We start from the raw sequence: 13,692 nt of genomic DNA on the forward strand, positions 1-13,692 counted from the left end.
TCACCAATATATATGGACGATTAGCTCAGCTGGGAGAGCGCCTGCCTTACAAGCAGGATGTCGGCAGTTCGATCCTGTCATCGTCCACCACAATAACGGTGATAACTTCGGTTATCGCCGTTTTCGCATACTTATAGGATTGTGCGTAGTAGAATGTGAAATAGAACCAGCGAAGAAATACAACTAGGTATCCGTGTGTAACAGTAAGCTATGCTATTCATGATAGCAAAAAAAGAATATAACTAGGTATGCCTTGTGTAACTAGATATACATACGTAGGGGGAGTGATATAGCATTCGTCTTACGAGTGGATGAGAAAAGTTCAATTCTATCATCGTCCAATGCAATAACGGCGATAACTTCGGTTATCGCCGTTTTCGTATACCTATAAGATTGCGTGTAGTAGAACGTGTAAAAGTCTAGAGAAGACATACAACTGGATATGCCTTGCTAACTCGCCATGGATAGAGAATATACATAAATAAGTATTACCATATCTTATAATTTAATTACTTTTTTATCAGAACACTTACGTCTCTGGAAAGCTCTATTTTATGATTCCTAATAAAATTTTTATAATTTGATATAAAAATATCTTTTTTCAGTTTTATTCCTTCTATAAATACTATACCTTATACTCTCCCATAGCTTCTTTTACCATTCCAGCATGCCAATCTGTCGTCTCTAATGGCATTTCATGATATTTATCAAATACTTCATATAAATATTTGTATTTAATTCTATTTTCAATCATTTTTTTAGAGAATCTGTATCATCGCTTGTAGAGGCATGAATTATAATCAATACATCACGTTATCATGATGAAATGATACTCTTTTTAGTGGTTATCAGAATATACAGTAGCTAAAAATAATTCGGGTGAGTGAATGATTTCTTTTAATTGGTTTATAGTAGTAGCATTCTCTCTCAACATCTTATAGATAGCACAGGCTTGTGCTTGTGTGCTAGCAGATCGCTTCGGATTAAATTCAATATCTGTAAAGATGTCATACTTAGCAATTTCATCGGCGATAGCAGAATTTTCAGGCGCTGATAGTACTATTATGTATAACCAATTATAGAAAAAACTAGTTGGTTGTAATGGAAATGCTTTGTCTTGAAAACAGAAACCAGTTAAGGTGTCTTCGTTATGTAATCGTCGCATGGTTTGTTTTAATGTTACAGAATCTTCTGATTCAGATATAGTGCCCCACTGAGCACCGTGATGTTTAAAGACTTTGCTTTTTTGATATAATTGCTCTACTGTATAGAAATGGCCGGCTATACATGTGCTTAATCTAAAAGCACTCGCTTTTACGCCCCACGGGTTAGTAGATTTAGTGGATACTTCTAATATGTTAGCTTGTGGATAGCTTTGCTGGATAGCGGTGTGCCATTCGGCAATGGATTTTTGCTTTTGAGAACGAGCAAATCCACTGTGCCATGTAAATTCAAAACTTTTTTCTTCTACATTATTTGAAAGATAGAGAAATGCGGGTCGTTTAGCCATAAAAAACTCCTTTGTAATAGTAAATAGAATGAATATCTTATCGTGGGGCATACATGATAATATAGACGCCAATTAAAGATACGATACCACCAATTATATCATACCTATCTGGAGTGATACCGTCGATTGCCCAGCCCCATAGAATTGATAAAACGATAAAAATACCACCATAGGCGGCGTAGACCTTGCCAAAGTTGGCCGTTTGTAATGTAGGGATGATTCCATATGCAATGAGTACAAGAGATCCTGCTAAAAAATAAAAAAGACTTTTGTCATCTTTCACATAGAGCCATATTAAATAGCCACCACCAATTTCACAAAGGCCAGCCATTATAAAATAAAATATAGATTGTAGCATGGTATGCTCCTTTGTAGATACTATGAATAATTATTAAAATTGTAATATAAGTTGTAAAAATTGTAAATATTCTAGAAAAAAGAAGTATACTGATTACGTCTTATAGATATAATAGTATATTTATTTTTTATATAACACATGTTCATATTTCACAAGTGTTTTACTAACAGAAAGCTCCTATTATCTATCTAGTTATATTTATTTTATTGATGATGAAGAATTAATATATGATAATAATAATCAATTAATAATTTTGAAATATACATTTATAAAATGGCCTATAATATACAATAAATTCCTATAAATGTTAAATTTAAAGGGTTTTATAGAAAACTTTCGACAGATGATGTTAAGATGTTTACAAATAAAAATTTATATGCTAATATATTGTTAAATGATAATAGTTATCATAAAGAAAATAAGGAGGTGCTAATATGAACAGGTATATGAAAAAAATTATCAAATCGATCGGCATACAATGTTTCATTTTATTAAGTTTTGTCATTCTTGCCTCTGGTTGTGGAAATACACAAGATACGGGACAAGGAAATACGGGGGATAGTCATAAATTGCAAGTGGTAGCCACTACAACTATGCTATCCGATTTAGTAAAACAAATTGGCGGTGATCAAGTTGAGGTGCAAGGCCTTATGAAAGCAGGGGTAGACCCTCATTTATATCAAGCGACAGCAGGCGATGTAGAGGTTATGAACAAAGCTGATATAGTCGTATATAATGGCATACATTTGGAAGGAAAAATGGGAGCCATTTTTGATAACTTGGAAAAACAAAAGAAATCAATTATCCGTGTAGGAGATGCCATTGATCCAGCTACCTTGCTAGATTTTGAAGACGGTGGTACTACGGTAAAAGACCCTCACATTTGGTTTTCTGTAGCTAATTGGAAATTAGCTGCAGAGGCAGTTGCTAAAGGATTATCTAAAAAAGATCCTGCCCATGCTGCGCTATATGAAGCCAATGCGAAAAAGTATATAGCCCAATTAGATGAACTAGATACGTATATTCATGAACAAGTGGCTACAGTACCAGAAATGTCACGTGTGTTGGTAACAGCTCACGATGCATTCTCTTATTTTGCACGGGATTATGGATTTACTGTAAAAGGATTGCAAGGTGTTAGTACGGTTAGCGAAGCAGGTACGGGAGATATTTCTGAATTAGCAGATTTTATTGTAGCACATCATATTAAAGCAATCTTTGTAGAGTCCTCTGTACCGACCAAAACAATTGAATCCTTGCAAGCAGCGGTAAAGGCTAAAGGACAAGATGTTGTTATTGGCGGCGAATTGTATTCCGATTCTCTTGGTAGTAGCGACACACCAGAAGGCACATATATTGGTATGTATAAGAAGAATATTCAAACTATTACAGGGGCCCTACGATAGGTAGTGATTGAAAAGAAAGGTTATGTATGGAACCAGTAATTACTGTAGATAATGTAACAGTGGCCTATGATGGTGATCCTGTATTAGAACGGGTAAGTGTAGATATTCCTAAAGGGGCGTTAATGGCGATTGTCGGGCCTAATGGGGCTGGTAAATCCACGCTATTAAAAGCCATTCTACATTTATTGGAACCTCGACAAGGCCAGATTACTTATCATATTCACGGAGCAAGAACGTTTAAAGAAGCACAACCATATATAGCCTATATTCCTCAAAATAATTCTGTGAACTGGGATTTTCCAGCGACGGTGTTTGATATTGTCATGATGGGGCGATATGGTAAATTAGGTTGGTTTCGACGTCCTAAGCAACAAGACAAAGATATAGTCGCTCAATGTATTCATCAGGTAGGACTTGATGAATTTCAAGAGCGGCAAATCAATGAATTATCTGGAGGACAGCAACAACGAGTGTTTCTGGCACGGGCATTGGCACAAGAAGCAGAGGTCTATATATTAGACGAGCCTTTTAAAGGCATTGATATTAAGACAGAGGAAATGATTGTAGGCATGTTGAAAGACATGCAAAAACAGGGAAAAACTATTTTAGTGGTTCACCATGCATTACATACGGTGAAAGCATATTTTAATGAAGTAATTTGTTTGAATCGGTATATGATAGGCGTAGGCAAGGTACAAGACATCTTTCATGATGAGTTAGTGCGGCGTACATTCTTGCCGTGGAGTGCAGTAAATGAGTGAATATATACAGGCTCTATCGGTATTGGTGAATGATTACACGTTTTTAGTTGTTCTCTGTGGCACATCGCTATTGGGTGCTTTATCCGGTGTCATTGGCTGTTTTATTGTATTGCGACAGGAAGCATTAGTAGGCGATTGCGTGGCCCACGCATCTTATCCAGGCATTGTAGGTGCTTTTTTATGGAGCGGTGTGAAAGAATTAAGTGGTCAATTATTGGGCGCGTTACTATCAGCTACTGTGGCGATTATGACGATTTTGATGATTAAAAAGCGAACTCGTTTACCGTCCGATGGATTATTAGCGACGATATTATCTGGCTTTTTTGGGTTTGGGTTAGTATTAATGACCATCGTACAAAAAACGGATAATGCAAATCAAGCAGGATTAAATCGATTTATATTGGGGCAAGCTTCAACGATTTTATTACATGATGTGGTATTTATTGGTGTATTAGGCTGTATGATTTTAGCATTGATCATATGGCGGTGGCAAGAATTATCGTATATGACCTTTGATAGCGACTATGCACGGACTGTAGGAATTGCTTGTCATCGCTATCAATATATGCTAGGCATTCTATCTATGATCACCGTATTGTTATCGATTCAATCGGTGGGCATCATTTTGATGAGTGCTCTATTAATTGCACCAGCAGTGAGTGCTAGACAATGGACATCGCATTTGCGGTCTATGGTTATATTAGCTGCCATATTAGGTGCTAGTAGTGCAGCAACAGGTACGATTATTAGCTCTTTACTGCATCGGATGCCAACGGGACCATCGATTGCCATTGTGATTTCTGGTATTACCTTTATTAGTTTATTAGTAGCACCTAAGCGTGGATTGTTGTGGAGATGAGTGATATGACGCCTTTTATTGAAATTATCCTCATTGCTATCGGCACATCTATCAGTTGTGCTGTATTGGGCAACTTTTTGATTTTAAGAAAGTTGTCGATGATGACAGATGCAATCAGTCATACTGTCCTATTAGGCATTGTCATTTCATTTTTCATCTTTCAAGATTTACATTCACCATGGTTATTGATAGGGGCTACGTTAATGGGCCTATTGACCGTATGGGGGACAGAATTATTGATACAGACGAAATTAGTGGCACCTGATTCGGCATTGGGATTATTATTTCCCTTTTTCTTTAGTTGTTCTGTCATTTTGATTAATTTATACGGTGCTAATGTACAGCTGGATACGGATGCTGTATTGTTGGGCGAACTAGCCTTCGCTCCGTTTGATCGATGGTTTATTGGGGATATTGATATGGGGGCAAAAGCCCTCTACATTTCTTGCATCAATGTAATTATCAATCTATCTATGGTCTATTTGTTCTATAAAGAATTAGTGGTGGCTACATTTGATGAAACCTTTGCAAAATTAAGCTATATTTCACCACTACTCGTATATTACGGACTTATGTCCTTAGTGTCGCTAACAGCGGTTGTATCCTTTCAGGCAGTTGGCTCAATCCTCCTCATTGCCTTTATGATTGTACCTGCTATGGTAGCCGCATTATGGGCAAAGACGTTAGGTAAACGAATTATCGTCAGTATTATCGTCGGTATTATAGGAAGTATACTCGGCATTTCTCTAGCCGTATACTATAATACGTCGTTAGCAGGTATGATGGCGACCGTATTATGTGCTTTATTTTTGCTTTCTTGGTGCATTGTACAAGGTATTAAACAGTACCGTAAAGTAGAATAGGTATGGTATTTTGCACAAGTATATGTGGTAACTAGTGAGTAACATATTTTCACCAGTTACTGAGTCAGAGTATGTGTAAGGGTATAATAGAGTTAGAAAGCATAGTCACAGTCTATAATATGATTGTGGTACATTAGGGTAGATTGCTAATTACATAACAAATAAAAACGTCTTATTACACTTGATATATCGTGTAATAAGACGTTTTTGTGCTTCATTGGCGTATTGCGTTTTGTAAAGAAGACTACGTGGCTCCACCCTATGCCATATAGATACGTCATAGACACATCGTATCATTTTCAACGGAAGGGAATAGGTTTTTATACACATTACCTCATATATACGTGCACACTAAGAAAAGGTAATCCGTAGAATGCGACGTACAATCCTTATATTACAGGAATCGCCGCCAGTAATTCTTTTGTATAAGCAGATTGGGGGTGTGAAAAAAGATTATAAATAGTGTCTTCTTCTTGCACGACGCCTTCTTTTAAAACGATGGCTCGATTAGCGATTTTCTTGACAGCCCCTAAATCATGAGAAATAAATACCATAGATAGATTTTTTTCTTCTTGTAAATTTTTTAACAGGTCCAGTATATCTAGGGCTACAGGGATATCAAGGGCAGTAATGATTTCATCAGCAATGAGTATGTTAGGTTTAAGACTCAAGGCACGAACGATATTCACACGTTGCAATTGCCCACCGGATAACATAGATGGATAGCGTTGTAAAATATCATCTTTCAGATGGCAACGTTCTAATAATCCATGAATATAGTCATTTTCTTCAGACATGCTCACGATTTTGTGTAGACGAATTGGTTCCGTTAGACTTTGTTGAATGGTATGAAACGGATGCAAAGTGGTAAAGGGGTTCTGAAAAATCATTTGTATGTCGAGTCGCAAGGGTCCTGTTAAAGGATGCTTAATTAAATGACCTTCATAGTACAACTCTCCCGTAGAGGGAGCTGTTAAACAGCCTAGTATATTGGCTAAGGTAGATTTGCCAGACCCTGATTCTCCTACTAAGGCAACGATTTCTCCTTTGTCGATAGAAATATCTAATGGGTACAAGGCTGTTTTTTTGTGTACAGAAAACAGACCTCTTTCATAATAGACTTTGGATAGATTATTTCCTACTAATTGTTTCATAAGATCCCTCCGTACAGACGTTTACAGCCTTCTACAAGTGTTTTCGTATGCACTTCTTGAGGATGCTCCAATATTTCTTTTGTGGGACCACTTTCAATAATGGTACCTTGGTGCACGACCCATAATCGTTGTGCAATTTGTGCCACTAAGGCGATATTATGGCTGACTACTAACAGTGAAAGTGCATGGTGGGTGTGCAATTTTTTTAAGATGGTAATAAATTTTAATTGGTTAATGGCATCTAAGCTCGTAGTCGGTTCATCGGCAATGAGAATGTCAGGATTTGCAGCAAGACAAAGGGCAATGGCTACGCGTTGTCGCATACCACCAGAAAGAGATCTAGCATGGGACGAGAGAAATCGTTCGTCATTGGGCAATCCTAATTCGTTAAAAATGGCTTGTATTTTTTCACGACCTCCTTTAAGGTGATGGTGTTGAAAGGTTTGTTCCATTTGTGTTTCTAAGGTTTTGTAAGGATGAAGGCCGTTGATGGAATCTTGGGGAAGCATACATAGGGTATGTCCTTTATAGGATTGGTGCATTTCGTTGATATCCATATATTCGCCGTCATCATACCGCACTTGTCCCTGTGCCTGTGCACCATAGGGTAATAATCCCATCAAGGCTTTCATCATCATTGATTTCCCTGAACCGGAGGCACCGACAATGCCGATGATTTCCTGATTTTTTACGGTAAAATTAGCATGATGTATAATGGGACGATTGCCAATCGTGATTTGTAAGTCCTTGACGTCGATCATGATGTTTCCACCTTTCGTGTATCAAAGAGAAATTGAAAAATGATAGCCATTAAGAAAATACCAAGGCTAGGCCAGATGATTAATAATGGTTCGTTTACAATATAAACGCGATATTGATAGAGCATAGTACCCCAATCAGGCTTTGTAATATCGCTACCGAGTCCAATAAATGCTAAGGACGCGTATTGTAAAATATTGGAAGACGCCATGGAACCGAAATAAGGAAATACGAGAGGTAATACGATGGGAAGGATATGGCGGATAAGGATTCGTGGCCGCGAGTACCCCATAATGTGCAAAATAGAAATATATTCTTTTTTCTTAATCTCCTTAGTTAATGCGGCTGCATGATTGGCGAAATGTCCCATTTGACAGAGACCTAAGGCAATACCGGCACTAACAGGATGCAATCCAAATACAGCCGTTACCAAGAGGGCTACAATGAAAGTCGGTATAATCAATAGAAAATCTGTTACGAATTGTAACAGCATTGAAATATTTCCTTGAAAATAGCCAGTTAGGATGCCTACGGTAACACCAACGGATAAACTAATCGTACCGGCAATGATGACAACTAAAAAGCTACGCAAACATCCGACTAGCATGAGTTCAGATATATCTCGACCCAAAATATCGGTACCCATAATATGATGCATACTGATAGGAGCTAATTTATCCATTAGATTTACGGGTACCATATCCATATGTCGTTGTGTGGCTACTAGGGCCAATAAAATAGCGAATAATAGCAATATGGCTATATTTTTTTTCATCTAACTCCTCCTCGTAACAAATATGTGAGTAAGGCACAAATAGCGTGAACAATTCCCATCCATAGAAGAATGAATAACAGATACGATTGGATAATGTTATAATCCTTCGCAGCAATACTTTGTACTAAAAATAAGCTTACACCGGGAATGGCAAACACAAATTCAACAACGGCGGTACCACCGATAACCCATGAAAATCGACCTACCATCGTAGAAATTAAGGCGATAAGAGCGGGACGAAGACCGTCGCGTAAGAGCAATGTATTTCGCTTAAACCCACGACAACGAGAAAAATATATGTACGGTGTATGGGCAATTTCTAAAAAATGACTTCGCATGACGCGGCATAATTCCCCCGTTGTTCCTAGAGCAACTAATAGTAATGCTAGTATGGTAGCTGCGGTGATATTACTATATACTTTTACAACTTGAAAATATACACTTAGTAAATAAATTACAAAGACGGCGGTCATAAAGGAAGGCACTGATTGCACGAATAATGATAAGGCACGACTAGCGCGATCCCAAAATCCTTTTGGTTTACATGCGGCGGCATAGCCTAGGATAAATGCAAAAAATCCCCCTAATAATACACCACCCAGACCGATTGTGAGTGATAGTGGTACACGTCGTATGATTTCTACGCGTACATCGTGTCCTGTAATGAAAGAATTACCCCAATCTCCTTGCACAAAGTGGATAATCCAATACCCATATTGATACCATAAAGGTTTATCAAGACCAAAAGAAACTGTTAAGAACTCAATATTTTCCTTTGTGTGAGGGAGCTGATACGTGGTTAATAATTGAGTTACTGGATCACCGGGTATGGTGCGTACTAAGATAAAAAATAAAAAGCTTAAGACGAAAAAGCCTAATAGCCATTTTATTAGTTGTTTTGTAAATAACATAGATTCTCCTGATTATAAACGAAAAAAGAGGATACCTGAAAAGGTATCCTCTTCTTATTGTTAGAAGCCCAATTTTGCGTTAACTATATAATAGTCACCACCATATGGTTCATACCCTTTGATACTATCGCTTACTGCAATATGCCAATCTGGGTCTACCAAGAATAATGCTGGCGCATCTTCATATAGAATATGCTGTACATCTTGTGCCAATTTATTTCTTACGGTTCTATCTTTTTCAGTGCCCATTTGGTCTAGCAACTGATCAACGGCTGAGTTAGAATAGCCCATTGTATTGTTTGATTCGTTGGTTCTGAAGAATTGATTAAGGAAGAAACTAGGTTCTCCTGTAGGGGCTGTATGTTGTGCATATACCATGATATCAAATTGTCCAGATTTTTTGAATTGATCAATATTATCTACAATTGAGCTAGTTGTTTCAATGCCTAATTCTTTTAATTGGGAAGCCATTACTTGCACAATTAATCCGAGATCAGGACGGGATGTATAAGTTACTAAGCGAACAGTTAATGGTTGTCCATCTTTTTCAAGCATGCCAGAAGCATTCTTATGATAGCCTGCTTGTTCTAATAATTTAGCAGCTTCTTCCTTGTTGAATACAACTTTTTCTTTTCCTGCAAAATCATAATAGGAAGCAAATAAACCAGTAGCCACACGGCCGCCTTTTAACACGTTAATATAATCTTCACGATTCAATCCTAAGTTGATAGCTTTGCGAACAGTTGGATCCGCCATAGGACCTTCTTTTAGATTACACATGCCAAAATATTGATAACCTGCTGGTATAGTTTTTACTGTTTTTCCTTCACTTGTAAGCATATCTGCTACATCTGGTGTTACAGTAAAGGCCATGTCAATATCGCCGCTTTCAAAGGCTAACTTAAGCGCTGATGCATCTTTGAATGTACGAATTTCTACATTTTTTCGTTTATCTGCGTCAGGATAATATTTGTTAGGGGCTAATACGATTTTATTTTCTGCATCTAATGATTTAATTACATAAGGCCCAGTAAAAATAAATTTGTCCCCATCTTGTTTAAATACAACATTTGACCATTCTGCTAAGACGGAATCCAGCGCCATGGTTGGTCGTTCTGATTTAATGGTGAAAGTAAATTCACCAGTAGGATCAAATTTCATTACCCCTGCTGTAGCATTGGACAACTTATTTTTTTCTTGAATCATATTCATTGCAGTACATAATGCTTTGGCATCTACCTTACTACCATCAGAGAACTTGGCATCTTCTTTCATCACCACGTTCCAAGTAGTGTCGTCGACTTGTTGAATGCTTTTGATAAAGCGACTTACTAATTTGCCGTGTTCATCAAGCATGTACACACCTTCTGAAACACCATGGCTAGTTAATCCCCATGGTACAGAAGAATCAGTAGGGTCTGTGCCGCCAATGACCCAAGTTTGTCCGATGCGGATTGTGTCTTTTGATGTGGAACCGGTGGAACCAGATTGTAGACCACAAGCGGTAAGAGCACCAATTAATAGGATGCTTACTACTAACAATAAAAATCGTTTCATGTGTCTCCTCCTTATGATTTGATTAAAGTCAATAAAATTATAGCATGTATTGTTAACTAGAACAATTCATACGCTATGAAAGTTTTTTATTATACCATGATTTTATTTGCTAGATAGATATAGGAGCATAGGGGACTGAATATAGAAAGAAAAGGGGTGATAGGGATCTATATAGTTCTACTTTAATAAAGGCCGTAGAGACTCAGCTATCAACGTGCGTAAACACATAAGGAAATAGATGAGAGTTTCTATCGATATAGGCGTCTATGATAGACGAATGCATTAGGGAAAAGCAGGTGAGTATATAATCTCTGTGGACATATAAAAAACCGCTTTTCTGTAGAAAAGCGGTTTTTGTGACGCCAAATTATTTTGAGTACAATTCGACGATAAGTGTTTCGTTTACTTCGATAGGAAGTTCTTCACGTTGTGGAAGACGTGTTAATGTACCTTTGAAAGCTTCTTCTTCTTTAGTAATGTAAGGAAGATCAAAAGATTTCAATTCTTGGAAGTTGGATTTGAACATTTCGTTTTCACGAGATGCTTCACGAAGTTCGATGACATCGCCAACTTTACATTGGTAGGAAGGAATATCAACGCGACGGCCATTGACTAAAATATGACCATGGTTTACCATTTGACGAGATTGGCGAATGGAATTACCAAAACCGATACGATATACCAAGTTATCAAGACGACATTCTAACAAGATTAACATGTTTTGACCAGTAACACCTGGCATTTTTTTAGCTCTATCATAATAGCGTACGAATTGACGTTCTAATAAATTGTAATACGCTTTAACTTTTTGTTTTTCTAGTAATTGAAGACCATATTCAGATAATTTCTTTTGTCGTTGGTCTTTCTTAACACGTTTTAAAGCCTTCGCATGACCGAATACGTTCACACCAAAGCGACGGCATAACTTAAATCGTGCTTCTCTTCTCGTTGCCATGTTATACATCACCTCATATATTAAATAAAAACATGTACATAAAATAGTACTCACCTATCATAGCACGTTGTGTGATGAGTGTCAATTCATTGTATTAATTGATTTAGAATTCTATGCGCATTCAAATTCCATAGGGTTGTCTGTTTTATATATTGTATGGTACGGTTACGCCTGGGCCATTGAGGATAGACTGCAATTTTAATAGAGAAAAACCTTTATAGTAGGTTATGTTGGTTGTTAGTTTTTACTTGCGACTATGTGCACGTGGACCTATTGTCAGTCAATATACGTTACCTTTTTTTATAAAGCACGTGTGATTAGGGAAAGCAATCATGTCTATCCCTTTTATGAGGATTACTTTTATAGAGCGCATATAAGTATCGTGTTGTGGGCGGTAGGGGGACACTATGTATTGGAGGATTAGCAAGTAAATTGTTTTCTCTTTGCGTACTGTAGATGGTGTATCGAGTGTATATCTAATCAGTTATTAATAAGCTAACTAAAGTGACATCAGCATTTCGTATAGTTAAATAATTAAATGTATTATATAATATATTAATCATATATGGTGATAGCTATGATGACAGAAAGAGGGCTTATATAAATTACAACGATGTGGCTTATTGCAATTCATGTATGCCAATTATAGAAATTTTTAGAACCTATTTAATAGCATATATTAAGATAATTAATACTAAAAAACAGTATGAAAAATTTTAAAATATGCTATAATAGAACCGTTAAAATAGAAATCATAGTTGATTTATAAAATAAATTGATTAAGTTCGAATAAGGAGCGGTTTCAACATGAAAGAACTACCAACTCTACAGGAATTACAAAGCTTTATAGCCTACAATAAAATGGGGAATTTCACATTAGCGGCCCAATCTATGAATATTACACAATCTGCATTTAGTGCACAGATGAAAAAATTAGAACGATTGGTAGGCGTAAAATTAATTGCTCGTTCCACAAGAGGTAGTTGCTTAACACAAGAAGGCGAACGTTTTTTACCAGAAGCAGAACATATTATTGAAAGTTTAGAACGGGCAGTACATACGATTCGTTTATCGAGTAAACTAGAACGACCTGTACTCAATGTAGGTATATTGCGTAGTATGGGTGATATTCGCTTGAATTCTTTTGTGGCACATTTTTCAGGGGACAATCCAGACTTTTCAATTAGCGTGTTTGATATGGAAGAAGAAGAAATGCTCTTGGATCTTCGTGAAAATCGCATCGATATTGGTTTTGTATATTTGCCAAATAATAAAGATATGAGCATGTATGAAAGTGTAGCTCTTCGTGATGATAATATCGTCTATTACGCGCCATTGATAACTAATTTACCGGCAGATCAAAAAGTAACGATTCGTCAAATTGTGGAATCGCCTTTAGTAGCCTATCCGCCTAAATACTTTATGAGTCGTGCGATGAGAAGCTATTTCTCCGAAGTGTCGCAACATGATAAACCACATGGCAGTCGCTTATCCAACCCATATGCGATGGTAGATTATTGTAAGAAGAATAAAGCCGGTGCTATGGTGTCTAAACGATTCTTAACTGAATTAGGAATTACTGAGGGATACTACGAGTTACAAAAACCGCTAAATTTGCAAGTATGCTTTGTATATCGTAAAGGTAACTCCAAATGGGAAACTATGAAAATTTTCATGGAACATGTAACACGGCAAACGTTAGGGTAGAATTAATACCCTTTGATATGTTGACATTATCTGTAAAAGTCTGTATAATTTTCTGAGTAAGCTTTTATCTAGTTTCCATTAGCCCCGGAAGCAGATAGGTAGCTTTTTGGTAGATTT

The 13,692-nt window shown here is 37.0% G+C and carries 13 protein-coding genes and 1 tRNA gene; 6 read left to right on the top strand and 8 right to left on the bottom strand.

The window, feature by feature from the left end; translation table 11 throughout:
- The first annotated feature begins 14 nt into the window (after positions 1-14).
- Positions 15-90 (top strand) — tRNA-Val (locus K357_RS0106005).
- A gap of 748 nt (positions 91-838) precedes the next feature.
- Here the strand turns inward: K357_RS0106005 and K357_RS08950 are convergent.
- Positions 839-1,510, bottom strand: coding sequence for a DarT1-associated NADAR antitoxin family protein (locus tag K357_RS08950; RefSeq protein ID WP_051212148.1), 672 nt, complete (start codon positions 1,508-1,510; stop codon positions 839-841).
- Positions 1,511-1,547: 37 nt separating this feature from the next.
- Entirely contained in the window at positions 1,548-1,868 is a 321-nt protein-coding gene (locus tag K357_RS0106020; protein ID WP_028257899.1) for a YnfA family protein, read from the bottom strand.
- Between the two features lie 434 nt (positions 1,869-2,302).
- Between K357_RS0106020 and K357_RS0106025 the strand changes: the two genes are divergently transcribed.
- Genes K357_RS0106025 through K357_RS08960 form a run of 4 tightly spaced genes read left to right on the top strand, consistent with a single transcriptional unit; the run spans position 2,303 to position 5,757 of the window.
- Positions 2,303-3,274 (top strand): metal ABC transporter solute-binding protein, Zn/Mn family, encoded by a 972-nt coding sequence (locus tag K357_RS0106025; RefSeq protein WP_081658414.1) that lies wholly within the window; start codon positions 2,303-2,305, stop codon positions 3,272-3,274.
- Between the two features lie 26 nt (positions 3,275-3,300).
- On the top strand, positions 3,301-4,035 hold the full coding sequence (locus K357_RS0106030; protein WP_028257901.1) for a metal ABC transporter ATP-binding protein: 735 nt from the start codon (positions 3,301-3,303) through the stop codon (positions 4,033-4,035).
- Entirely contained in the window at positions 4,028-4,894 is an 867-nt protein-coding gene (locus K357_RS08955) for a metal ABC transporter permease (protein ID WP_038113736.1), read from the top strand. The genes K357_RS0106030 and K357_RS08955 overlap by 8 nt, the downstream gene beginning before the upstream one ends.
- A gap of 5 nt (positions 4,895-4,899) precedes the next feature.
- A complete protein-coding gene (locus tag K357_RS08960) occupies positions 4,900-5,757 on the top strand; it encodes a metal ABC transporter permease (RefSeq protein WP_051212149.1) in 858 nt (285 codons plus the stop codon).
- Positions 5,758-6,146: 389 nt separating this feature from the next.
- On the opposite strand, the gene K357_RS0106045 is transcribed toward K357_RS08960, so the two are convergent.
- From K357_RS0106045 to rpsD, 6 genes are all read right to left on the bottom strand, one after another.
- Positions 6,147-6,911 carry an ABC transporter ATP-binding protein gene (locus K357_RS0106045; protein WP_028257902.1) on the bottom strand — a complete coding sequence of 255 codons (765 nt, stop codon included), beginning with the start codon at positions 6,909-6,911 and terminating at the stop codon, positions 6,147-6,149.
- Positions 6,908-7,672, bottom strand: coding sequence for an ATP-binding cassette domain-containing protein (locus K357_RS0106050; protein ID WP_028257903.1), 765 nt, complete (start codon positions 7,670-7,672; stop codon positions 6,908-6,910). The genes K357_RS0106045 and K357_RS0106050 overlap by 4 nt, the downstream gene beginning before the upstream one ends.
- Positions 7,669-8,445: an ABC transporter permease gene (locus K357_RS0106055; RefSeq protein WP_028257904.1), complete on the bottom strand. Its 777-nt coding sequence runs from the start codon at positions 8,443-8,445 to the stop codon at positions 7,669-7,671. Before K357_RS0106055 ends, K357_RS0106050 begins: the two co-directional genes overlap by 4 nt.
- Positions 8,442-9,356, bottom strand: a complete 915-nt coding sequence (locus tag K357_RS0106060; RefSeq protein ID WP_028257905.1) for an ABC transporter permease — start codon at positions 9,354-9,356, stop codon at positions 8,442-8,444. Before K357_RS0106060 ends, K357_RS0106055 begins: the two co-directional genes overlap by 4 nt.
- Before the next feature lie 60 nt (positions 9,357-9,416).
- Positions 9,417-10,913, bottom strand: a complete 1,497-nt coding sequence (locus tag K357_RS0106065) for an ABC transporter substrate-binding protein (protein WP_028257906.1) — start codon at positions 10,911-10,913, stop codon at positions 9,417-9,419.
- 367 nt (positions 10,914-11,280) lie between these two features.
- Positions 11,281-11,868, bottom strand: coding sequence for a 30S ribosomal protein S4 (gene rpsD, locus K357_RS0106070; protein WP_028257907.1), 588 nt, complete (start codon positions 11,866-11,868; stop codon positions 11,281-11,283).
- A gap of 807 nt (positions 11,869-12,675) precedes the next feature.
- Between rpsD and K357_RS0106075 the strand changes: the two genes are divergently transcribed.
- A complete protein-coding gene (locus K357_RS0106075) occupies positions 12,676-13,575 on the top strand; it encodes a LysR family transcriptional regulator (RefSeq protein WP_028257908.1) in 900 nt (299 codons plus the stop codon).
- The last annotated feature ends 117 nt before the right edge of the window (positions 13,576-13,692 follow it).

Origin of the sequence: Veillonella montpellierensis DSM 17217, from assembly GCF_000426745.1 — a bacterium.
Classification (GTDB): Bacteria; Bacillota; Negativicutes; order Veillonellales; family Veillonellaceae; genus Veillonella; species Veillonella montpellierensis.